This is a genomic window from Streptomyces sp. NPDC002564 (genome assembly GCF_042889645.1).
Classification (GTDB): Bacteria; Actinomycetota; Actinomycetes; order Streptomycetales; family Streptomycetaceae; genus Streptomyces.
The window spans coordinates 512,137-535,124 of the sequence record NZ_JBIARE010000006.1; the positions used below are offsets into that span (position 1 = coordinate 512,137).

19 protein-coding genes and 1 tRNA gene are annotated in these 22,988 nt (G+C 73.9%); 11 read left to right on the top strand and 9 right to left on the bottom strand.

Annotated features, from left to right (window positions below; translation table 11 throughout):
- The first annotated feature begins 65 nt into the window (after nt 1-65).
- The 7 genes from ACFYXE_RS23960 (at nt 66) to ACFYXE_RS23990 (ending at nt 7,247) form a co-directional block, all read left to right on the top strand.
- On the top strand, nt 66-953 hold the full coding sequence (locus ACFYXE_RS23960) for an SCO3242 family prenyltransferase (protein WP_389315403.1): 888 nt from the start codon (nt 66-68) through the stop codon (nt 951-953).
- Nucleotides 950-1,909: a sugar phosphate isomerase/epimerase family protein gene (locus ACFYXE_RS23965; RefSeq protein WP_389315405.1), complete on the top strand. Its 960-nt coding sequence runs from the start codon at nt 950-952 to the stop codon at nt 1,907-1,909. The genes ACFYXE_RS23960 and ACFYXE_RS23965 overlap by 4 nt, the downstream gene beginning before the upstream one ends.
- On the top strand, nt 1,906-2,601 hold the full coding sequence (locus ACFYXE_RS23970) for an EboA domain-containing protein (RefSeq protein WP_389315407.1): 696 nt from the start codon (nt 1,906-1,908) through the stop codon (nt 2,599-2,601). Before ACFYXE_RS23965 ends, ACFYXE_RS23970 begins: the two co-directional genes overlap by 4 nt.
- Nucleotides 2,602-2,612: 11 nt before the next feature.
- Entirely contained in the window at nt 2,613-3,464 is an 852-nt protein-coding gene (locus tag ACFYXE_RS23975) for a TatD family hydrolase (RefSeq protein WP_389315409.1), read from the top strand.
- 3 nt (nt 3,465-3,467) lie between these two features.
- Entirely contained in the window at nt 3,468-4,637 is a 1,170-nt protein-coding gene (eboE, locus tag ACFYXE_RS23980) for a metabolite traffic protein EboE (RefSeq protein WP_389315411.1), read from the top strand.
- Nucleotides 4,634-6,010, top strand: coding sequence for an alkaline phosphatase family protein (locus ACFYXE_RS23985; protein ID WP_389315413.1), 1,377 nt, complete (start codon nt 4,634-4,636; stop codon nt 6,008-6,010). The genes eboE and ACFYXE_RS23985 overlap by 4 nt, the downstream gene beginning before the upstream one ends.
- Before the next feature lie 148 nt (nt 6,011-6,158).
- Nucleotides 6,159-7,247 (top strand): sugar phosphate isomerase/epimerase family protein, encoded by a 1,089-nt coding sequence (locus tag ACFYXE_RS23990; RefSeq protein WP_389315415.1) that lies wholly within the window; start codon nt 6,159-6,161, stop codon nt 7,245-7,247.
- 101 nt (nt 7,248-7,348) lie between these two features.
- Here the strand turns inward: ACFYXE_RS23990 and ACFYXE_RS23995 are convergent, their stop codons facing one another.
- Nucleotides 7,349-8,695, bottom strand: a complete 1,347-nt coding sequence (locus ACFYXE_RS23995; protein ID WP_389315417.1) for a DUF2254 domain-containing protein — start codon at nt 8,693-8,695, stop codon at nt 7,349-7,351.
- A 138-nt stretch (nt 8,696-8,833) separates the two neighbouring features.
- Here ACFYXE_RS23995 and ACFYXE_RS24000 point away from each other — a divergent pair.
- A tRNA-Leu gene (locus tag ACFYXE_RS24000) sits at nt 8,834-8,921 on the top strand.
- Nucleotides 8,922-8,969: 48 nt separating this feature from the next.
- Here the strand turns inward: ACFYXE_RS24000 and ACFYXE_RS24005 are convergent.
- From ACFYXE_RS24005 to ACFYXE_RS24035, 7 genes are all read right to left on the bottom strand, one after another.
- A complete protein-coding gene (locus ACFYXE_RS24005) occupies nt 8,970-9,662 on the bottom strand; it encodes a GntR family transcriptional regulator (protein ID WP_361174280.1) in 693 nt (230 codons plus the stop codon).
- Nucleotides 9,663-9,827: 165 nt separating this feature from the next.
- A complete protein-coding gene (locus ACFYXE_RS24010; protein ID WP_389315420.1) occupies nt 9,828-10,832 on the bottom strand; it encodes a proline racemase family protein in 1,005 nt (334 codons plus the stop codon).
- A gap of 88 nt (nt 10,833-10,920) precedes the next feature.
- Nucleotides 10,921-11,832, bottom strand: a complete 912-nt coding sequence (locus tag ACFYXE_RS24015) for a dihydrodipicolinate synthase family protein (protein ID WP_389315422.1) — start codon at nt 11,830-11,832, stop codon at nt 10,921-10,923.
- Nucleotides 11,833-11,955: 123 nt separating this feature from the next.
- A complete protein-coding gene (locus tag ACFYXE_RS24020; protein WP_389315424.1) occupies nt 11,956-13,788 on the bottom strand; it encodes an NAD(P)/FAD-dependent oxidoreductase in 1,833 nt (610 codons plus the stop codon).
- Nucleotides 13,763-14,092: a (2Fe-2S)-binding protein gene (locus ACFYXE_RS24025; RefSeq protein WP_389315426.1), complete on the bottom strand. Its 330-nt coding sequence runs from the start codon at nt 14,090-14,092 to the stop codon at nt 13,763-13,765. The genes ACFYXE_RS24020 and ACFYXE_RS24025 overlap by 26 nt, the downstream gene beginning before the upstream one ends.
- Nucleotides 14,093-14,149: 57 nt before the next feature.
- Nucleotides 14,150-15,340 carry an NAD(P)/FAD-dependent oxidoreductase gene (locus ACFYXE_RS24030; protein WP_389315428.1) on the bottom strand — a complete coding sequence of 397 codons (1,191 nt, stop codon included), beginning with the start codon at nt 15,338-15,340 and terminating at the stop codon, nt 14,150-14,152.
- A gap of 60 nt (nt 15,341-15,400) precedes the next feature.
- The gene (locus ACFYXE_RS24035) at nt 15,401-16,159 is read right to left on the bottom strand and encodes an AraC family transcriptional regulator (RefSeq protein WP_389315430.1); all 759 of its coding nucleotides are present in this window, start codon (nt 16,157-16,159) and stop codon (nt 15,401-15,403) included.
- 198 nt (nt 16,160-16,357) lie between these two features.
- Here ACFYXE_RS24035 and ACFYXE_RS24040 point away from each other — a divergent pair, with 198 nt between their 5' ends.
- Nucleotides 16,358-17,554: an MFS transporter gene (locus ACFYXE_RS24040; RefSeq protein ID WP_389315432.1), complete on the top strand. Its 1,197-nt coding sequence runs from the start codon at nt 16,358-16,360 to the stop codon at nt 17,552-17,554.
- A gap of 206 nt (nt 17,555-17,760) precedes the next feature.
- A complete protein-coding gene (locus ACFYXE_RS24045) occupies nt 17,761-20,112 on the top strand; it encodes a collagenase (RefSeq protein ID WP_389315434.1) in 2,352 nt (783 codons plus the stop codon).
- Between the two features lie 102 nt (nt 20,113-20,214).
- Here the strand turns inward: ACFYXE_RS24045 and ACFYXE_RS24050 are convergent, their stop codons facing one another.
- On the bottom strand, nt 20,215-21,735 hold the full coding sequence (locus tag ACFYXE_RS24050; RefSeq protein ID WP_389315436.1) for a glycoside hydrolase family 3 protein: 1,521 nt from the start codon (nt 21,733-21,735) through the stop codon (nt 20,215-20,217).
- A gap of 244 nt (nt 21,736-21,979) precedes the next feature.
- Here ACFYXE_RS24050 and ACFYXE_RS24055 point away from each other — a divergent pair, with 244 nt between their 5' ends.
- Nucleotides 21,980-22,981, top strand: coding sequence for a zinc-binding dehydrogenase (locus ACFYXE_RS24055; protein WP_389315438.1), 1,002 nt, complete (start codon nt 21,980-21,982; stop codon nt 22,979-22,981).
- The last annotated feature ends 7 nt before the right edge of the window (nt 22,982-22,988 follow it).

The following is a 22,988-nucleotide window of genomic DNA, read 5'->3' on the forward strand; positions in this document are numbered from 1 at the left end:
TCGGATGCGGTGACCGTGCCGGAACGTCGGGGAGCGGCGGTGCCCGTGGGGCGGTGGGCGGCCGTATGAGCGCCTCCCGTGCCTGGGCCGAACTGCTGCGCCTGCCCGCCCTGTTCACCGTCCCCGGCGACGCGCTCGCCGGCGCCGCGGCGACCGGCCTGCGCCCCAACCGCCGCACGCTCCTCGCCATCGGCTCCTCCCTCTGCCTGTACGAGGCCGGCATGGCCCTCAACGACTGGGCCGACCGCGCCGAAGACGCCGTCGAACGCCCCGAACGCCCGCTCCCCTCCGGCCGCATCGCCCCACCCGCGGCCCTCGCCGCGGCCTCCGCACTCACGGCCACCGGGCTGGCCCTCGCCTCCCGGGCGGGACGCCCGTCCCTGGCCGCGGCGGGCGCCCTGGCCGGGACGGTGTGGGCCTACGACCTCGGCCTGAAACACACCCCCGCGGGACCGGCGGCCATGGCCGCCGCCCGAGGCCTCGACCTGCTCCTCGGCGCCACCGCGACCGCGGGCCCGCACCGCGGCCCCGGCGCCGGAGCCGCCGCACCGTCCGCCGGAGCCCTCGCCGCCCACACCCTCGCCGTCACCGTGGTCTCCCGCCGCGAGGCGCAGGGCGGCTCCTCCACCGCCCCCCTGGCCGCACTGGCGGTGACCGCGGCACTGACACGCGTCGTCGGGGGAGAACTCCGCGACACCCGCGTCACGGCCCGGCGCGGCCTCCGCGGCGCGCTCGCCCTCGCCTACGCCGCAACCGCGGCCAAGCCGCTGTTCCACGCCGCGCTCAACCCCTCGCCTCCCCTCACCCAGCGCGCCGTCGGCGGCGGGATCCGCGCCATGATCCCGCTGCAGGCCGCGCTCGCCGCCCGGGCCGGCGCGGCGGGCACCGCGCTCCTCACCGCCGCCCTCGCCCCCGCGGCCCGGAAGTTCGCACGGAAGGTGAGCGTCACATGAGCGGAACGCCCTCCCCCCACCCGACCGCGGCCGACGGGCTGCGCTTCGGATACGGCACCAACGGCCTCACCGACCTCCGTCTCGACGACGCCCTCGGTCTCCTCGCCGACCTCGGCTACGCGGGCGTCGGACTGACCCTCGACCACATGCACCTCGACCCCCTCGCCCCCGACCTGGCCGCCCGCACCCGCCAGGTCGCCCGCAGGCTCGACCACCTCGGCCTGACCGCCACCGTCGAGACGGGCGCCCGCTACGTCCTCGACCCGCGCCGCAAGCACGGCCCCTCCCTCCTCGACCCCGATCCGGAACGGCGCGCCGACCGTGTCCGCCTGCTGATCCGCGCCGTCCAGGTCGCCGCCGACCTGGGCGCCCACGCCGTGCACTGCTTCAGCGGCATCACCCCGGCGGGCACCCCGGACGACATCGCCTGGCAGCGCCTCGCCGACGCGCTGCTCCCCGTCCTCGACGCCGCGGCGGGCGCCGGCATCCCGCTCGCGGTCGAACCCGAACCGGGTCACCTCCTCGCCTCGCTCGCCGACTTCCACCGCCTGCGCCGCGAGCTCGGCGCCCCCGCCCCCGAGGTCCTCGGCCTCACCCTCGACCTCGGCCACTGCCAGTGCCTCGAACCGCTCCCTCCCGCCGACTGCGTACGCGCCGCCGCGCCCTGGCTGCACCACGTCCAGATCGAGGACATGCGCCGCGGCGTCCACGAACACCTGCCCTTCGGTGACGGGGAGATCGACTTCCCGCCCCTCCTCGAAGCCCTGGCGGCCACCGGCTACCAGGGGCTGACCGTCGTCGAGCTGCCCCGTCACTCCCACGCGGGCCCCGACCTCGCCGCCCGCTCGATCGACTTCCTGCGCCGCGCCGCGGGGCCCGCCCCCGCCCCCAGCCCCGCCCCCACCCCCGTACCGGCTCCTCTCGCCGCAGTTCCCACCGAAGGAGGCACCCCGTGAGCGACACCCCCGGGTCCGAGCCCTCCGGGATAGCCGCCCTCCGCATTCGCCTCGAAGCCGACCTCGGCGGCGCCGCCCGCGCCTGGCTCGACCAGGCCACCGCCGAGGCGGCGGCCCACGGCGCACGCCCCGAGGGACCGGACAGGGCGCCCGCCCCCACCTGGGAGCTCAGGTTCGCCGAGGCCGGGCGCCGCTGCGGTCCCGAGCACGCCGACGCCGCCCGCGTACTCCTCCTGCACGCGGCGAACGCCACCCCGACGACCCTCGCCCGCGTCTACGCCCAGGGCACCGCCGTCGAACGCCGCGCCGTCCTGCACGGCCTGCCCCACCTGGTGGCCGGACCCGAAGCCCTGCCCCTGGTCGAGGACGCGCTGCGCACCAACGACACCCGGCTGGTCGCCGCGGCCGTCGGCCCGTACGCAGCCGCGCACCTCGCCCCGCACGACTGGCGTCACGCCGTCCTCAAGTGCCTGTTCACCGGTGTCCCCGTGGAAGCGGTCGCCGACCTGCCCCGGCGCGCCGACGGAGACGCCGAACTCGCCCGGATGCTCGGCGACTACGCGAGCGAGCGGACCGCGGCGGGCCGCGCCGTCCCCGGCGACCTGCAGCGCGTCCTGTCTCTGACCGCCCCCGATTCCCCCTCGGGTCCGGCGGCTCCCCAGGCCCCCTCGGGCCCTCCCACCGGCGAGTAGCAGGAGTCCAGATGCGCATCTTCGATCCCCACATCCACATGACCTCCCGCACCACCGACGACTACCAGGCGATGTACGCCGCCGGGGTCCGCGCGGTCGTGGAACCCGCCTTCTGGCTCGGCCAGCCCCGCACCTCGCCGGCCTCCTTCTTCGACTACTTCGACTCCCTCCTCGGCTGGGAGCCCTTCCGCGCCGCCCAGTACGGCATCACCCACCACTGCACGATCGCCCTCAACCCCAAGGAGGCGAACGACCCCCGCTGCACGCCCGTCCTCGACGAACTGCCCCGCTATCTCGTCAAGGACAACGTCGTCGCCGTCGGGGAGATCGGCTACGACTCCATGACCCCGGCCGAGGACACCGCGCTCACCACCCAGCTGCAGCTCGCCGCCGACCACGAACTGCCCGCCCTGGTGCACACCCCGCACCGCGACAAGCTCGCCGGCCTGCGCCGCACCATCGACGTCGTCCGCGAGTCCGCGCTGCCCCTGGACCGCGTCCTGATCGACCACCTGAACGAGACCACCGTCAAGGAGGCCAAGGACAGCGGCTGCTGGCTCGGCTTCTCCGTCTATCCCGAGACCAAGATGGACGAGGGCCGGATGATCGAGATCCTGCGGGACGTCGGACCCGAACGGGTGCTGGTCAACTCGGCCGCCGACTGGGGCAAGAGCGACCCCCTCAAGACCCGCAAGGTCGCCGACGCCATGCTGGCCGCCGGGTACGACGAGGACGACGTCGACCTCGTCCTGTGGCGCAACCCCGTCGCCTTCTACGGGCTCAGCGGCCGCCTGGACCTCGACGTGCGGGAGCCGGACACCGCCACCCACGAGGGCAACTCCATCCTGCGCGGCGGGGCGTGACCCATGCGCTTCCGGCACCCCGACGGCTCCACCGTCCACCTCGCCTACTGCACCAACGTCCACCCCGCCGAAACCCTCGACGGCGTCCTCGCCCAGCTCCGCGACCACTGCGAGCCCGTGCGCAGACGGCTCGGCAGGGACCGCCTCGGCATCGGCCTGTGGCTCGCCAAGGACGCCGCCCACGCCCTGGTCACCGACCCGGCGGCGCTGCGCGGCCTGCGCACCGAACTCGACCGGCGCGGCCTCGAAGTCGTCACCCTCAACGGCTTCCCCTATGAGGGATTCGGCGCCGAAGAGGTCAAGTACCGCGTGTACAAGCCGGACTGGACCGACCCGGAGCGGCTGAGCCACACCACCGAACTGGCCAGGCTGCTCGCCGCCCTGCTGCCCGACGACGTCACCGAAGGCACCATCTCCACACTGCCCCTCGCCTGGCGGGACCCCTTCGACCCGGTCCGCGCCGAGACGGCCCGGACCAGCCTCACCGCGCTCGCCCAACGCCTCGACGCGCTGGCCGAACTCACCGGCCGCTCGATCCGCATCGGCCTCGAACCCGAACCCGGCTGCACCGTCGAGACGACCGCCGACGCCATCGCCCCGCTCACCGCGGTCGGCCACGACCGCATCGGTGTCTGCGTCGACACCTGCCACCTCGCCACCTCCTTCGAAGACCCCGGGACCGCACTCGACGCGCTCGGCGCCGCCGGCATCCCCGTCGTCAAGTCGCAGCTCTCCGCCGCGCTCCATGCCGAACACCCGCACCTCCCCGACGTGCGCGAGGCACTCGCCGCCTTCGACGAACCCCGCTTCCTGCACCAGACCCGCACCCTGACCGGCGCCGGTCTGCGCGGCACCGACGACCTGGGCGAGGCACTCACCGCGCACGCCCTCCCCGACACGGCACCCTGGCGCGCCCACTTCCACGTCCCCCTGCACGCGGCCCCCGCCGCCCCGCTCACCTCCACGCTCCCCGTGCTCCAGGACGTCCTGACCCGGCTCGTCGGCGGCCCCGTCCCCCTCACCCGCCACCTCGAGGTCGAGACCTACACCTGGCAGGCCCTGCCGCCCGCGCTGCGCCCCCGCGGCCGGCCCCAGCTCGCCGAAGGCATCGCCGCCGAACTCGCCCTCGCCCGCGACCTCCTGACCGACCTCGGCCTCAAGGAACTCCCATGACCCCGACCCCCTTGCTGGTCCTCGACGTCGTCGGCCTCACCCCGCGCCTCCTCGACCACATGCCGCACCTCAAAGCGCTCGGCCAGTCCGGGTCCCGCGCACCGCTCGGCACCGTCCTGCCCGCCGTCACCTGCGCCGCCCAGTCCACCTTCCTCACCGGCACCACCCCCGCCGAGCACGGCATCGTCGGCAACGGCTGGTACTTCCGCGAGCTCGGCGACGTCCTGCTGTGGCGCCAGCACAACGGCCTCGTCTCCGGCGACAAACTGTGGGACGCCGCCCGCCGCGTGCACCCCGGCTACACCGTCGCCAACATCTGCTGGTGGTACGCCATGGGAGCGGACACGGACTTCACCGTCACCCCACGGCCCGTCTACTACGCCGACGGCCGCAAGGAACCCGACTGCTACACCCGGCCCCCGGCACTCCACGACGAACTCACCGACAAACTCGGCACGTTCCCCCTCTTCCACTTCTGGGGACCCGGCGCCGACATCGTGTCCAGCCGCTGGATCGTGGACGCCACCCGGCACATCATCGACACCCGCCACCCCGACCTGGCCCTGTGCTACCTCCCTCACCTCGACTACGACCTGCAGCGCTTCGGCCCCGACGACCCGCGCTCCCTGCAGGCCGCCGCCGACCTGGACGCGACCCTCGCCCCGCTCCTGGCCGACGCGAGGACGGAGGGCCGTACCGTCGTCGCCCTGTCCGAGTACGGCATCACCCGGGTGAGCCGGTCCGTCGACATCAACCGGGTGCTGCGCCGCGCCGGCCTGCTGGAAGTACACACCCAGGACGGCATGGAGTACCTCGACCCGATGGCCTCCCGAGCCTTCGCCGTCGCCGACCACCAGATCGCCCACATCTACGTGCGCCGCCCGGAGGACCTGGAGGTCACCCGCGCCGCGCTCAAGGACGTCCCCGGCATCGAGCAACTCCTCGACGACGAGGGCAAGAAGGCCCACCACCTGGACCATCCGCGCTCCGGCGAACTCGTGGCGGTCGCGGAACCCGACGCCTGGTTCACGTACTACTACTGGCTCGACGACGACCGGGCGCCCGACTTCGCGCAGCTCGTCGAGATCCACCGCAAACCCGGCTACGACCCCGTCGAGCTCTTCATGGACCCCCAGGACCCCTACGTCCGCGTGAAAGCCGCGGGCGCGCTGGCCCGCAAGAAGCTCGGCATGCGCTACCGCATGGCCGTCGTGCCCCTGGACCCGTCACCTATTCGGGGCAGCCACGGCCGCCTCCCCACGAGCGAGGACGAAAGTCCGCTCATCCTGTGCTCCACCCCCCGCGCCGTCAGCGGCCGCGTCGCGGCCACCGACGTGAAATCGCTCCTGCTCGATCTCGCGGGCCTGCGCTGAGCCGCGCCTGCCCGCATCGCCGAATCTGCTTGATCTCCACTGAACCAGACGGATCGGGCCCTGCCATCAGGGCCCGACCCGCAGCGATCCCTGATCCGTTGTTCGAACCCATCCCTGATGCGCCCCTGAGGCAGCCGAGGAGACCCGCATGAGCCGCACGTCATCGTCCACCGACCCCGAGCTCGCCCGCAGACTCAGCCGACGCGGCATGCTCGGCGTCGCCGCGGGGGCCGGTGCCGCGGCCCTCATCGGTGCCGCCGCCCCCACTGCCGGCGCAGCGGCCGGTACGGCCCCCGCCGCTTCGGACAAGGGCCAAAAGAAGGGCAAGGGCAAGGGGCACCACCACCCCGTCCTGCCGCCAGGACGCCTCGGCATCCAGCTCTACAGCCTCCGCGACAAGATCTCCACCATCGGATTCGCCCCCGTGTTCGCCGAGTTGGAGAAGTACGGCTACGACGAGGTCGAGTTCGCCGGGTACACCCAGGGCTCGGCGGGCGCGATCAGCCTCGCCCAGCTCAAGGCGCTGGCCCGCGACCACGGCCTCAACCCCATCGGATCCCACGTCGGCTACTACGACGACAACAATCCGGGCGCGTACACGTTCGCCCAGAACCTCACCAAGGTCCTCGACGACGCCGAGGCGCTCGGCCTGAAGCACATCGGCACCGCCTCGGGGCCCTTCCGCTACGGCAGCACCGTCGACGGCTGGAAGCGGGCCGCGGAGGACTTCAACACGTACGGCGAAGCGGCCCGCAAGCGCGGCATGAAGTTCTACCAGCACAACCACGCCGAGGAGTTCTCCTTCGCCACCGACAAGCCGAAGGTGCGGCTCTACGACGTGCTGCTCGCCGAGACCGACCCCGACTTCGTGTTCCTGGAGATGGACATCTACTGGGCGTTCAGCGCCCAGTTCCGGTTCGGCAGGCGTCCCGACGGGAAGCCCGCCCCCTTCCAGCCGCTCGACTACGTGCTCAAGCAGCCCCACCGCTACCCGTTGTTCCACGTCAAGGACGGCATCCGGGACGACACCACCCGTGACGGGTACCGCATGACGGACGTCGGCGACGGCGACATCGACTACAAGAAGTTCCTCTCCAAGGTGACCGCGCGCACCCATCAGGGCCGCCGCTACCACCACTGGCAGACCGAGCACGACAACCCGGTCGAGTCCCTGGCGTTCGCCCGCAAGTCCAGCGAGCACCTGCACTCGCTGCGCGGCGGCCGCTGCGGCGACTGACGGACCGCCCCTTCACGCAGGTCACGCAGGCGTGCGGCTTTACGCGGCCGCACGCCCGCGTGGAGCCGCACGCCCGCGTGCAGGGGCGCCCTCCCGACGGCTCAGCCGATGCCCTGGCGGTCCGGCAGCAGGGCGAAGGCGCGGTCCGCCGCCTCCGGGACCGAGCGCTCCACGGCCTGCGTCAGGAGCCCCCGGTGCCGGAGCAGTGGTGCGCGCCGTTCCTCGGGGGCGAGGAGCAGCAGGTCGTCGAGGCCGGCCAGCATGCGCCGGATCACCTGGGGGTTGCCGAGCGCGCACCCCCTGATCTCGGCGAAGCCCAGATCGACGAGGGCGGTCCAGTCCGGCACCGACTGGACGAGCCGCAGCGCGCCGCGCCGGTCCCGGTGCCCGAGCGCCCCCAGCGGGTAGGGGGCGATCGACGCCAGGAACTGCACGATGCGGTCGAGGGCCTGCACGGCGGTCGTCGGATCGTTCACCGCGGGGGACAGGGCCCGCAGCGCGATGTCGGACAGCTGGCGCAGGCCGAAGCCGAGGTCCTGGTGGAAGGTGCGCTCCACGCCCACGGACACGGTGTAGCCGAGCGCGCGGCGGGACGGCGCGGCCCCGCCGTGCACCGTGAACACGGGCGTGCCCGGCACCACGAAGTCCCCGATCCGCGGGATCAGCCGCAGCACCACGCCCTGTCGGCGGGCGGCCCGCACGGCCCGCGCGATGTTCACGTCGCGCAGTACGCCCGCCCGGCCGTGGTGGGTGACCCGGGCGGTCTCCGGGCCGAGCCGTTCCGTGTCGACGGGGAGGTCCACCGGCTGCTTCGCGGCGGCCCGGAACGACTCGCGGGCGATCCGGTCGATCACGAAGCCGATCCGCATCATCCGGATCGTCCCGTTCACGTACGCCACGAAGAGCAGCAGGCTCAGCAGCACCATCAGCATCGCGAGCACCGCCTCGATCAGCGGCACGCTGGTCAGGAGCTTCGGGTCCCGCTCGCTGTCGAAGGACGTCAGCGTCATCAGGGAGAAGAGGAACGTCGCCATGAACACGGTCAGCGTGATCTTGGTGATGCGGGAGCGCACGTACAGCCGCACCACCCGGGGGCTGAACTGGCCGCTGGCCATCTGCACGGCGACGAGCGAGATGCTGAAGACGACGCCGATGAAGGTCATCATGGCGCTGCCGATGGTGCTGATCACCGCCTTCGCGTCGTCGGCGATGCCCATCAGGTTCTTGATCTCGTCGTAGTCACCCGCGTCCTGCAGCGCGGCGACGATCTGCGTGTCCAGCTCCGCCGCGACCGCCCACAGCACCAGGGACCCCACGAGCCCCGCGGTCGGCGCGAACCACATGGTGTCCCGCAGGTGCTCCCGCAGGGGAGACAGCACCTTGGGCCCCCGCCGTGCCTTCATGCCGCCGAGCGCCCCGGCGGCCTCGGTAATCAACCCGTCACTCATGGTGAGACTGTAGGCGGGGTGGCGCCGGCCGCCGTGCATCCCGCGGTCGGCGGTCGGATACGCAGGTGAAAGGCACTCCGAAACCTTGGTATTGTTGTCCATGTCGCCGCGGGGAACACCCACGACGGCAGACACCTGGTCCGGGTGGCGGAATGGCAGACGCGCTAGCTTGAGGTGCTAGTGCCCTTTATCGGGCGTGGGGGTTCAAGTCCCCCCTCGGACACCAGCAAGGCCCCAGTCGTCGAGACCGGGGCCTTTCGCGTTGCCCGGTCGGTCATCCGTGGCGGGCCGGGACGGGCTGTGCGGCGTTTTCCGCCCAGAGGGACCGGACGTGGCCGAGGTGGCGGGCCATGCATTCCTCGGCCCCCTCGGCGTCGCCCGCCAGCATCAGGTCGAGGAGCTCGATGTGCTCCTCCGCCGACGGGGTCAGCTGGTCGCGCTCGTCGAGGGCGGTGAGGCCGTAGAGGCGGGAGCGCTTGCGGAGGTCGCCGACCGTCTCGACCAGCCGGTCGTTGCCCGAGAGGGCCAGCAGGGAGAGGTGGAAGCGGCGGTCCGCCTCCAGGTAGGCGATCAGGTCGTGGTCGCGGGCGGCGCGCACGATCTCCTCCGCCACCGGACGCAGCACCTCCAGGTCCTCGCGGGCGGCCGTGCGGGTGATCCGGCCGATCATCGGGACCTCGATCAGGCCGCGGATCTCCGTGTACTGGTCGAGGTCGCGTTCATTGACCTCGGTGACCCGGAAGCCCTTGTTGCGCACGGGCTCCACGAGGCCCTCACGGGCCAGGTCGAGCATCGCCTCGCGCACCGGCGTCGCGGAGATGCCGAAGTCCTCGGCGAGGCCGGGTGCGGAGTAGATCTCGCCGGGGCGCAGCTCGCCGGAGATCAGGGCGGCCCGCAGGGCATGGCCGACCTGGTCGCGCAGCCGCTCCCTGGTGGTGATGAGGTTCTTCTGCTTCAGGTGCCCCATGGTGTCCCCTCCGGTGGTCCCCGCGCCCGCGCGGATCACCAAAGTACAATGTCACGTTGTCAGTTGGGGGCCGGGGCGGTTCCGGGGAGTTCCGGCGATGCGGCGGTCAGGGCGGGAAGCCTGCGGGCAGAGCGGGAAACCCTTGGGCACAGCGGGAACTCGCGGTCAGAGCAGGAAACCCGCGGGGAAGGGATCGTCGGGGTCCAGGAAGTACTGGGCCGTGCCCGTGATCCAGGCCCGCCCGGTGATCCGGGGGACGACGGCGGGGACGCCCGCCACCTCCGTCTCGGCCACCAGCCTGCCGGTGAACTCCGTGCCGATGAACGACTCGTTGACGAAATCGCGGTCCAGCGGCAGTTCGCCGCGGGCGTGCAGCTGGGCCATCCGCGCCGACGTGCCCGTCCCGCAGGGCGAGCGGTCGAACCAGCCCGGGTGGATCGCCATCGCGTGCCGGGAGCGGCGCGCGTCCGAGCCCGGAGCGGCCAGGTAGACGTGCTTGACCCCGGCGATCTCCGGTTGCGCGGGGTGCGTCGGGCGGTCCGGGGACGCGTTGATCGCGTCCATCACGGCCAGGCCCGCCGCCAGCAGGTCGTCCTTGCGCGCGCGGTCGAACGGCAGCCCCAGGGAGCCCAGCGGGACGAACGCGTAGAAGTTGCCGCCGTATGACAGGTCGTACGTCACCGTGCCGTGTCCCGGGACCTCGACCTTGCGGTCCAGGGCGACGCTGAACGCGGGGACGTTGGTGAGCGTGGCCGAGGTGGCGGCGCCGTCGGACACGCGTACGTCGACGGAGACCAGGCCCGCCGGTGTGTCCAGGCGGACCGTCGTGACCGGCTCGGTGACCTGCACCATGCCGGTCTCCACGAGGACGGTGGCCACGCCGATGGTGCCGTGGCCGCACATGGGCAGGAGCCCGGACACCTCCACGTAGAGCACCCCGAAGTCGGCGTCGGGGCGGGTCGGGGGCTGCAGGATCGCGCCGCTCATCGCGGAGTGGCCGCGCGGCTCGTACATCAGGAGGGTGCGCAGGTGGTCCAGGTGCTCGATGAAGTGCAGTCTGCGGTCGGCCATGGTGGCGCCGGGGATCACTCCGACGCCCCCGGTGATCACGCGGGTGGGCATGCCCTCGGTGTGCGAGTCGACTGCGTGGAAGACGTGACGGGTGCGCATGGGTGCCTTCCGGTTCCGGGTTTCCGGGATCGCTGGGCTCGGTGGGTGGGTGGGGGGGAGAGGCGGGTGGCTGCGGGGCTCGCGGGGCTCAGTGGTGGCCCGCGGCGGCGGCCTTCTCGGTGGCCGCTCGCACCAGCGCCTCCGTGGCGCCGGACAGCGGCGCGCGCGGTGGACGGGTGGGGCCGCCCCGGCGGCCGACGACGTCCATCGACAACTTGATGGCCTGGACGAACTCGGTCCTGGAGTCCTGGCGCAGGAGCGGGTGCAGGGAACGGTAGAGGGGCAGCGCCGTGTCCAGGTCCCGGGCGCAGGCGGCGGCGTAGAGCTCGGCACAGGTGGCGGGGAAGGCGTTCGGGTAGCCGGCGATCCAGCCGACCGCGCCCGCGAGGGCCAGTTCGAGCAGGACGTCGTCCGCGCCGATCAGCAGATCAAGGTCCGGGGCGAGTTCGGCGATCTCGTACGCCCTGCGCACGTCCCCGGTGAACTCCTTCACGGCCACGATGGTCCCGTCGCCGTGCAGCCGTGCCAGCACGTCCGGGGTCAGGTCGATCTTGGTGTCGAGGGGGTTGTTGTACGCCACCACGGGGACGCCGACCTCGGCGACCTCGGCGTAGTGGGCGCGGACGGACCGCTCGTCGGCGCGGTAGGTGTTCGGCGGCAGGAGCAGCACGGAGCCGCAGCCCGCTTCGGCGGCCTGCTCGGCCCAGCGGCGGGACTCGGCGCTGCCGTACGCGGAGACGCCGGGCATCACCCGCGCCCCGTCGCCCGCGGCTTCGACGGCGGTACGCACCACGCGGGCGCGCTCGTCGTCGGTGAGGGTCTGGTACTCGCCCAGGGAGCCGTTGGGGACGACTCCGTCGCAGCCGTTCGCGACGAGGTGGCGCACGTGCGCGGCGTAGGCGTCGTAGTCGACGGAGAGGTCGTCGCGCAGGGGCAGCGCGGTGGCGACCATGATGCCGCGCCAGGGTCGTTCGGCGGTCCAGGTGGTGGTGGCGGTCATGAGGGCTGCCCTTCAGTCGGGTGCGGAGGGTCGGAGGGGGGCGGAGGGAGCGGAGGACGGAGGGTCACAGAGGGTCGGAGGACTGGGGGTCCGGGGGCGGGTCTGGGGTGAGGGAGCCCGGGATCAGATGCCGGGGGGCGGGGAGTCGGGCTGCGGGGATTCCGGGGGCGGGGGCGCCGGGGAGTGCGTCGTCCGCGGGGGTGTTTCCGGCAGGGCGGCCAGGAGGCCGAGCGGGACGGGGGTGGCCAGCGGGCGGCGGTCCGGGGGAGCGGGGTCGGCCGCCGGGGTGGGGAGCGGGTGCGGCGGGGCGCAGTCGGAGCGGGCGGGGGTGACGAGGTGCTGGGCTTGGTCGTGCGGAGGGCCCGGCGGGGGTGCGGCGAGGCATGTCACCGCGGATCCGCACATGCGGCCCTGGCACCAGCCCATGCCCGCCCGGGTGAGGAGCTTGACGGTACGGGCGTCACGGGCGCCGTACTCCGCGACGGCCTCGCGGATCCGGCCCGCGGTGACCTCCTCGCAGCGGCACACGTCCGTGGCGTCGGTCAGCCACCGCGTCCAACCGGGACGAGGCGCGTGCACGGTGGCCATGACCCCGGCGAAGGCACGCATGCGGTCGAGTCGCCGCCGCAGAGCACGCAGGGACGAGGCCGGGGCGGGGTGTCGTCCGGTCAGCCGGGCCGTGACGGCGAGGGCGGCCAACACGCCCTCGGCAATGGCCTGTTGGGCGCCGCCGATCCCGGAGGTCTCGCCCGCCGCCCAGAGACCGCGCAGGGAAGTCTCCTGCAGCGGGCCCAGTGCCAAGGCGTGCGTGCCGTCGGCGGTGCGCCGGGTGGCGCAGCCCAGTGCGGTCGCCAGGTCTGTCTGCGGGACCAGGCCGTGGCCGACGGCCAGCGCGTCGCAGGCGATGCGGCGCCCGGTGCCAGGCACCGGCCGCCAGTCGCGGTCGATCCTGGAGACCGTCACCGCCTCCACCCGGTCCGTCCCGTGGGCCTCCGTCACCGCGTGCCGCAGGCGCGGGCGCACCCCGTGGCGGAACAGGGCCGCGCCGTGGACCGCCGCCTCCGCCAGCTTCTTCGGCTGGGCGGCGAGTACGCCCGGGTGGCGGACGTAGCCCAAGTACCCCGCGGCCTCCACCAGTTCGGGCACCTCGGCGCCCGCGGCGGTCAGCGAGGCGGCCACGGCGAGCAGGAGCGGTCCGCTGCCCGCGACGACCACACGCCGGCCGGGCAGGACGAGCCCGGACTTGAGCATGGCCTGGGCGCCGCCCGCGCCCACCACGCCCGGCAAGGTCCAGCCGGGGAAGGGGAGATGGCGTTCGTACGAGCCGGTCGCGAGGAGCACGGCGCGGGCCCGCAGGACCACCGGGTGACCTCCGGCTCCCTCCGTTCCCGCCCCGCCGGGGCCGGACCGCGCGACATCCGGACCGGCCTCGTGCGCCCCGGCCTCGTCCACGCCGGCCTCGTCCACACCGGTGACGCCTCCTCTGGCCGCGCTCCCTCCGGTCCCGCCGCCTCCGGTCCTGTCAGCCCCGGCCCAGTCCGCCCCGTCCTCGCCGGTGAGCGCGTGGACGGTCCAGTGATCCTCCGCCTCGCGCGTCACCGTCCAGACGTGGTGGCCGAAGAGGCGGGTGACGTCGCTCGCCGCCAAGCGGTCGCGCAGGTCGGTGAAGGTGGCCCAGTCGTGGTGCAGGGCCTCGGGGCGTGTGGCGCGGGTCGCGGGGGCGGGGTGCCGGTAGAACTGGCCGCCCGGCTGCTGCGCCGAGTCCAACAGGGCCACCGACAGGCCGTGTTCGGACGCCGTCACGGCTCCGGCGAGGCCCGCGGGACCGGCGCCGAGCACCACCAGGTCGTACCGCTGCGAGGGGTCCGCCGAACCCTGCGGGTCCGTCCCTGTCGCGCGCCCCGCCGACCGCTCGGGCATCCGCGCCGCGTCAGCCGTCGATGTCGAGCCCGGCATGGCCGTGTCCTTCCTGGGTGGTGACGTCGTCGCCGGGGCGGGCCGTGACCAGGCAGGCCCGGCGGTTGGGCCGGCCGTTGACGGTCGCCAGGCAGTCGTGGCACTGGCCGATGCCGCAGAACGCCCCGCGCGGCCGTCCGCCGACCCGGGTGGTCCGCCAGGCGAGGATTCCCGCGGACCAGAGCACCGCGGCGATCGACTGGCCCGGCAGCGCGTCGAGTCGGCGCCCGTCGAAGGTGATGGTGAAGGCGGATCCGGGGGTGACCCCCACGAGATCGGCCGGGGTGGATTCGTCACGGGCCATACGGGCGGCTCCTCTCGCGGGGCAGGCATGCGGGGGCGGGGTGGGAGGGGCGCGCGCTCATCGGGCGACGACGTCCGCGACCGCGAAGCGCTCGGGCGCGAACGGGGCTGCCGCGAGCGGCATCTCACGGCCCGTCAGCGCGGCGGCGATCAGCGCTCCGGTCGCCGGGGCGAGTCCGATCCCCGCGCCCTCGTGCCCGCAGGCGTGCAGCAGGCCGGGGACACGGGGGTCGGGGCCGATCGCCGGGAGGTGGTCGGGGAGGTAGGGGCGGAAGCCCGCGTACGTGCGGATCGCGCGCACCGTGGCCAGTACGGGGAACAGGCCGACGGCCTGGGCCGCGAGGCGCCGCAGGACCTCCACCGACAGGGTGCGGTCGAAGCCGACGCGCTCCCGGCTCGCCCCGATCAGGACCGGACCCGCCGGGGTGCCCTCCACGACGGCCGAGGTCTGCAGGGCCGCCGAACCGCTGGCCACGTCGGCCACGTACTCCGCGGAGTACACCTTGTGGCGCACCACGCGGGGCAGCGGTTCGGTGACGAGGACGAAGCCGCGGCGGGGGAGGACCGGCAGCTCCACGCCCGCCAGGCGGGCGAGTTGACCGCCCCACGTTCCCGCCGCGTTGAGCACGTGCGGGGCGCGCACCTCTCCCCGCTGCGTCCGCACTCCGCGCACCTCGCCCCCGCCGCCGGTGAGGACCGCGGTCACCTCCTCGCCTAGCCGCAGGGTCAGGCGCCCGGCGCCTGCGGCGGCCCGCAGCAGGTGCGCGGCGGCGAGGGCGGGCTGTACCTGGGCGTCCTGCGGGTAGTGGAAGCCGCCCGCCAGGCCCGGGGCCAGGTGCGGTTCGTGGTCGGTGAGGCGGTCCGGGGGGACCTCGGCGGCCTCGACGCCCGCGCCGGCCTGCGCCGCGGCGAAGGCGCGGAGCGCGGCGAGGCCCGGCTCGGTCGAGGCGACGACCAGGCCGCCCTTCTTCTCGTACTCGATGTGCGCGGGGAGTTCGGACGCGAGCTCCTGCCACAACCGGGCCGAGAACAGGGCGAGTTCGAGCTCGGGGCCCGGTGCCTTGTCGGAGACGAGGAGGTTGCCCTCACCCGCTCCGGTGGTGCCGCCCGCGACCGGGCCGCGGTCGATGACGGTGACGTGGAGGCCGGCGCGGACGGCGTAGTAGGCGCAGGCGGCGCCGACCACTCCCGCCCCCACGACGACGAGGTCCGAGAGGTCCGGGTGTCCGGACGGGTGTCTCGTGAGCACGGCAGTAATATTTCACATGGCACTGGCGCTGCCAAGACCTCGCGCAGCCACGGGAGTTGGTCAGTTCGCTCCGGGTGGCGGGCGGTGGTGGGTGCCGGGGGTGTAGCCGTAGGCGCGGCGGAACACGTCGATGAACGCGCTGGTGGACGACCAGCCGCAGCGGCGCGCGACCGCGGTGACGGGCAGGCCGTCGGCCAGCATGCGCAGCGCGTGGTACAGGCGCAGTTGGGTGCGCCACTGGGGGAACGTCATGCCCAGCTCGCGCCGGAAGAGACGGCTGAGAGTGCGTTCGCTCGCGCCCGCGTCGGCGGCGAGCGCGGCCAGGCCGCGCGGGTCCGCGGGGTCGGCGTGCAGCAGGTCGCAGACGGCGGCGAGGCGCGGCTCGGCGGGGGTGGGCAGCTGGACCGGTTCCCGCGGGGCGGCGCGCAGTTGGTCGAGGAGCACGGCCCGCAGGCGGCGGCGCTCCGGGGACTCGTCGTGGGGGGTCCTGGTGCAGGCGAGGATCAGTTCGCGCAGCAGCGGGCCGACGGTGAGGACGGTGGGGGCGTCGAGGCCGGGCGGGTTGGCCCCCGCGGGCAGGCCGAGCAGGTGCAGGGCGGTGTGGCCGTGGGCGCGGTGCGCGTGGACGCAGCCCGCCGGGACCCAGAGGGCGCGGGTGCCCGGTGCGAACCAGGTGCCCGCCTCCGTGGTGACGGCCACGACGCCGGAGCCCGCGTAGATGATCTGGTGGTTGTCGTGGCGGTGTGCGTCGATCTCCTCCCCGGGGGCGAGCTCGCGGATGTCGGTGGGCGCTTCGGGGGTGTGGCGGATTTTCGGCACAAGTTGGCACTTTATCGGAAGCGGGCCAGGGTGTGGCGCGGCAACGATGGGACGGTGCCGACGAACCAGCCTCCCCGCACCGGGAACCCCAGCTCACTCGGTCGTCCCGGGGACCTCAGCTCCCCCGACGGTCCCGAGGCCCCCAGCTCACCCGCTCACACCGGGCCCCCGGCCTCGCGCCCCCACCCCGGAACCCCCGTGGAGCACCGGCCCCCGCCAGGTCGGAAGCCCCGTACCCGCCGCCCCATCGCCCTGCTCGCCCTCGGCCACGCCTGTGTGGACGTCTATCAGGGGGCCGTCGCCGCGCTCGTGCCGTTCTTCGTCGCCGAGCGCGCCTACAGCTACGCCGCCGCGTCCGGCATCGTGCTCGCCGCCTCGCTGCTCTCCTCCGTGGTGCAGCCGCTGTTCGGCGCGCTCACCGACCGGTGGGCCCTGCCGTGGCTGCTGCCGGTGAGCACGGTGGTGGGCGGGGCGGGCGTCGCGCTCGCCGGGGTCGGCGGCCACTACGGGCTGACGCTCCTCGCCGTCGCCGTATCGGGCGTCGGTGTCGCCGCGTACCACCCGGAAGCGGCCCGGGTGGCCCGGCGGGCGAGCCGGGGCAGCCACACCGCGATGAGCTGGTTCTCGCTCGGCGGCAACGTCGGCTTCGCGACCGCCCCGCTGCTGGTCTCCGCCGTCGTCGCCACCGGCGGCCTGCGCGCGTCCCCGCTCCTGGTCGTCCCCGCCCTCGCCGGCGCCGCGCTCTGCGTGGCCGCGCTGCGGAGCGTCCGGGCGGGGGAGGGCGCCGACCCGAAGGGCCGCCCGGCGGACCCCGCCCCGGCCGCCGAGGACGACTGGCCCTCCTTCCTCAGGCTGTCCGGCGCGATCGTCTGCCGCTCGATCGTCTTCACCGGCCTGAGCACCTTCATCGCGCTGTACGTGCGGGAGCGCACCGGCGGCGGTGAAGTCGGCGGAACCGCCGCGCTGTTCGTGCTGTACCTCGGCGGCGCGGCCGGCACCGTCGCGGGCGGGCGGCTCGCCGCGCGCCACGGCCGCCTCCCGGTCGTCCGGTGGTCCTACGCCGCGTCGGTCCTCGCGGTGGCGGGCGTCGTCCTCGTCCCCGGGCCGCTCCTGTACGTCTTCGTCGCGCTGACCTCGGCGGGCCTCTACGTGCCGTTCTCCCTGCACATCACCCTCGGCCAGGACTATCTGCCCCGGCGCATGGGCACCGCGAGCGGCGTCACCCTGGGCCTGACCGTGAGCATCGGAGGCCTCGCGAGCCCGCTGATCGGAGCCGTCGCCGACGCCGCCTCCCTGCGTACGGCGCTCGCGCCGCTGGTCGCCCTGCCCGCCGTCGGCTGGCTGCTCCTGCGCACGCTGCGCGAACCGGGCACGGAGCCTGCCGCCGGCTCCTGAGCGCGGGCGCCCCGCCGCCCGGGAGTGGGTGGCGCGGCTCGTCGGGTTCCTGTGCCCTGAGGGGTTGTCAGTGCAATATCACATTACTACGTTACGCATCACATGGCGCGGCGACGGTCCAGCAAGTCGCCTGCCACGTACGTCAGTTGCTCCCGACAGCACCGCTCGCTTCCCGCGCGATCCCCCACCTCCCACAGGAGTCATCGGTGTCCCAGTTACGGCTACCAACCCTGCGCAGATCCGTGCTCGCCGGCGCGATAGCGGCGACCCTCTGCGTCTCGGCCGCCTCGTACGGGCAGGCGGCGGAGCCGTCGCCCACGACGGAGAAGGCGCCCGCCGCCGCGCGGCCCGCGCCCGCCGCCCCCGAGCCCCACGACGTCGTCGACCGCAGGGCGACCGCTCCCCGCCCCGGCACCCGCCCGCTCCCCGCCCCCGGCGGGCTCGTGGACGGCCGCATCCCCGGCGCCCGCACGGCGAAGCCCGCGCCCCGCCCGGCGCCCGGAGAACACCGCATTCCCGAGGCCGCCGGGGCCGTGCCCTGCACCCTCGACGGCGTCACCGGCCTGTCGCCCGAGCGGTTCGCGGACTTCCTCGCCGACCCGGCGGTCACCGCCGACGGCTGCCTGCGCACGCTCATCTGGACCTGGGACCGGCGGCTCGCCCCGGTCATGTCGGACGCGCACGTCCAGGCCGTGTCCGGCCGCATCACCCGCCTCGCCGCCGCGCACGACGGCAGGAACGGCAGCCACCTCCTGGAGATGTTCACCTATCTCCACGCCGTCGCCTACCAGGACTTCTCCCACGACGAGATCGACGTCACCGACGGTCCTACCGTCGACGCGATGCGCCGGGCCGTCGACGCCTTCGGCACGGCGCCCCGCACCTTCGACGTGACCCGCAGCAACGCCGAGTCGCTGCGCGAGGCGCTCTACGCGGGCAGCGCACCGGGCCTGCGCCAACATCAACTCCCGCTGATCAAGCGCGTGCTGGCCACCATGGACGCCGCCCACCCCGCCACGGCGAAGGACGCGGACTGGGCGGGCTCCGCGCTCGCCGCGCTCTCCCTCAGCTACCTCGGCGTGTATCCCGGCAACCAGGACGCCGCCTTCCACGCGGCGGTCAAGGCCGACCCCGCCTACCGCGCCGCCTTCAAGGCCTTCGGCGGGTACACCCACCTCAAGGGCACCGGCAACGCCTGGGTGGTGCGGGACGCGCTGAGCGAGTACGGCAGGTTCGGCCAGATCGACGGGCTCACCGCCGAGATCGTCCCCGGCCTCGGCGGACTCGTCGCCGTCACCGCCCGCAACTTCGGCGAGGGCAGCGCCCCGTGGGCCAAGGTCGCCACCTGGCTGAACGCGTACGACGCCTGCGCGCCGTACCAGGTGTGCAAGGCCGACATCGAGCGCCGCCTCTTCCCGCGGACCTACACGTACGACAAGGGCGGCATGACGGTGCGCACGGCGCTCGACCGGGGCGCCGTCGACCAGCTCTACTACGCGAGCAAGCAGGTCAAGGCGCACTTCCACCGCGTCGTCGGCACCGGGGAACCGCTCGCCGGAGACCCCAACACCGGGCTGACGACGGTCCTCTACGCCTCGCGCGCCGACTACGTGAACTACCACCCCCTGCTCACCGGGATGGGCACCGACAACGGCGGCGTCTACATCGAGCGCGGCGCAACCTTCTACACGTACCAGCGGCGCGTCCCGCAGGACTCCACGCTGACGCTGGAGGAGCTCTTCCGCCACGAGTACACGCACTACCTCAACGGCCGCTGGGCGGTGCCCGGCTTCTTCGGCGAGGGCGCCTGGTACGAGGGCGACCGGACCACCGCGATGGACGAGGGCACCGCCGAGTTCTTCGACGGCGCCACCCGCGACGAGGGCGTCAAGGTCCGCAAGTCGCTGGTGGAAGGGATCATCGCCGACACGGCGGGCGGCGGCCCCCGGATGACCGTGGACCAGCTCCTGCACGCCACGTACGACGGGGACGGCTTCCGGTTCTACGACTACGCCGGCACGTTCTTCGAGTTCCTGTGGACCGAACGCCCCGCGCTGCTGCAGGAGATGTACCGATACCTGCGGGCCGACGACCCGGCGGGCTTCGACGCCTGGCGCGACCGGCTCGGCGGGGACGCCGGGCTGCAGAGCCAGTACGACGCCTTCCTCGACAAGCAGATCGCCCGGGTCGACGACCTCTTCGTGCCGGACACCCGGTACGTGCCGGTCGACGGGCTGAAGGACTCCACGGCCGACCAGGTCCGCGCCTCCTTCGCGGCGACGACCGGCGTCACGCCCGTCTGCCGCGCGAACGGCGCGCCGGAGCGCCCGCGGTACACGTGCACCGGCCGGATCACCGCGAACCTCGGGGCCGCCGACGACCCCGACGCCGTCTTCCGGGACATGTCGGGGACGGTCGACTACTTCCTGCTGGAGCGCGCGGCGGCGGGGGACAACAACCTGACGGACATGAACTGTTCGTTCGGCGCGGTGGACATCTGGTCCGACGGCCGGGCGGGCAGCGCCGACTTCAGCTGCGAGGGCCCGCTGAAGGCGTGAGGCGGTGCACGTGAGGCGGTGAAACGGTGAGAGCCGCGGCCGCCGGGACGCCTGCCACAGGGACGGGGTTCCGGCGGCCGCGGACGGCCGTACGGGGGTGCCTCAGCGTCCCGCGCCCGCCAGCAGCTCCGCCGCCGCGATGCCCGACACGCGGGTCGCGCCGTGCGTGACCAGGTGGGCGGCGCCGAGCGTGGCGCCCGCGGGCACGCCCATCTCGACGACCAGCGCGTCGGGACGGCTGCGCAGGATGCGGGTCAGGGTCTCGGTCATCCAGCGGTGGCGGGCCGCGTCACGGACCACGACCACCAGGGCGCGACCCGTCGCCGGGGTCAGCACCGAGCGGTCCAACAGGTCGTCGGTGTGGGACAGTTCGGTCTCGGTGAGGCGGACCGACGTGGTGCCGGGGCGCAGGTCGCGCAGCGGCACCGCGACACCCCACGGGGTGTGGCCGTCGACGGCCAGGTTCATCGTGGGGGAGAGCTCCACGACGTGCGGGACCCCGGCGAGGGGCAGCGCCGCGTTCGCCGTGCCCGCCCGGTGGTGCACCCGCACCGCGCGGCGCGCCGCCACCAGGCCGATGTCGGAGGGCTCGGCGGCCCGCGCCACGGCCCGCGACCGCTCACCGGACCAGAGGGCGAAGTCCCGTACCCGCCTGCTCGCCTCGACCAGCCGGGCCTCGGGCAGCGTGCCGTCGAGCACCGCCTTCACCAGCGCGGTGGAGAGCAGGTCGAAGGTGGACTCGTCGGCGCTCTCGCCGCCCACGCACACCGCGTCCACGCCGCCGGCCACCGCCTTCACGGTCGCCCCGTCGATGCCGTAGCGGTCGGTGACCGCGCCCATCTCGATGCCGTCGGTGACCAGCAGGCCGTCGAAGTTCAGCTCACCGCGCAGCAGTTCCACCAGGATGCGGTGGCTGAGTGTCGCGGGCAGGTCCGGGTCGTAGGCGGGGGCGAGCAGGTGCGCCGTCATCACCGCGCGCACGCCCGCCTCCATCGCCGCGATGAACGGCGGCAGCGCGGTCAGCGCGATCTCCTCGGCGGAGCCCTGCACCTGCGGCAGGCCGTAGTGCGAGTCGACGACCGTGTCGCCGTGGCCCGGGAAGTGCTTGGCGCAGGCGGCGACGCCCGCCTCCTGGAGGCCGCGGATCCAGGCGGCCGTGTGCCGCGAGACGACATCGGTGCGCGAGCCGAAGGAACGGACGCCGATGACCGGGTTGAGCGGATTGGAGTTCACGTCCGCGCTCGGCGCGAAGTTGAGCGAGACGCCCGCCGCGTGCAGGTCGCGGCCGATGTCGTGGGCCACCCGCTCGGTCAGGTCGATGTCGTCCACGGCGCCGAGGGCGAGGTTGCCGGGCCGCGAGGAGCCGGTCCAGGCCTCCAGGCGCGTCACGTCGCCCGCCTCCTCGTCGATGGCGACGATCAGGTCCGGGTTCTCCGCGCGCAGGTCCGACGTGAGCCGCGCGACCTGCTCGGGCGTCTCGATGTTCCGCGCGAACAGCACGACGGAGCCCAGGCCCTCGCCGATCCGGCGGCGCAGCCAGTCGGGGGCCGTGGTGCCCTCGAACCCCGGCTGCAGCACGGAGTTGGCGAGGTGCTCCAGAGTCGGGTCACTGCTCGATGCCATGGCGCGACCTCCGAAGTTGCGGGTGCGGTGCGTGGGACGTGCGGGGAACGGGCTGTGCGGCGGGGCTCCTGCTGATTGGTCCAGGCCAATCGGATAGTGGATATTGGCTCGTACCAAACAGGGCTGTCAAGCAGTCGGAACCGGTCGAGGCGGGCGAATCCACCATGACGGAGACAGAGTTGGGGAATCCTTGGGACTTCCGCTGATCGCATCCGTTGATCGCATCCGCTGAGGGGAGAGGGCCTTGCGCAAGTACGAGCTCGTCGGCAGGCGTGACATCAGGCTGGTCACCGACGTGGCGGTGCCGGAGCCCGGGCCGTCGGAGGTCCTGGTCCGCGTCCGGTCCTGCACGGTCTGCAACCGCAGCGACCTCGCCTACTTCCACTACCACGGCCTGCGCGAGCACTGCTCGCAGGGCTGTTTCGGCCATGAGATCGCCGGCGTCGTCGAGGCCACCGGCGCCGGCGTGCGCCGTGTCGTCCCCGGCCAGCGGGTCTTCGTGCGCACCCCGCTCACCACCGGGTACGCCGAGTACGCGCTGGCCCGCGAGATAGCCGTGGGCGCGCTGCCCGACAGCGTGCCCTTCGAACAGGGCGCCATCCTCCAGCTCCTGCCGCTGGCCGTGCACGCCACCCGCGGCATCCGGCTCGGCGACCGCGTCGCGATCGTCGGACAGGGGCCCGTCGGCCAGATGGCGCTGCGCATGGCGGTGGCACGCGGCGCCGCCGAGGTCGTCGCCGTCGACCTCGACGACTGGCGCCTGGAGCGGTCCACCGCGGCAGGCGCCGACGCGGTGCGCCGCGTCGACGGAAGCCCGGAGCAACTGACCGCCGTGGGCGCCGACTTCGACGTCGCCGTCGACGCCGTCGGCACCCCCACCACCCTCAACGCCTGCGTGCGCCTCGTCCGCCAGAACGGCCTGGTGGTCCTCCTCGGCACGCACCACGTCGACACGCACGTCACCCTCGACCTGGTCACCTGGGAGCGCAAGGGCCTGCGGGTGCACAGCTCCGCGGAACCGCTGGACACCGCCCGCGCCGAGGCCCTCGCCGTCGCCGAACGCATCGCCCACCGCCGCACCGGCGCCCTGCGCCTGCCCGACCTGCTCACCCACATCTACCCCCTCGACGAGCTCCCCAAGGCCATGGAGCACCTCTCCGCGAGCCGCTCCCTCTACCCCGACGCCGAACAGGCACCCTACGCGGGGCCGCCGCCCCGGACCCTGAAGGTGGCGATCGTTCCCTGAGGGCGAG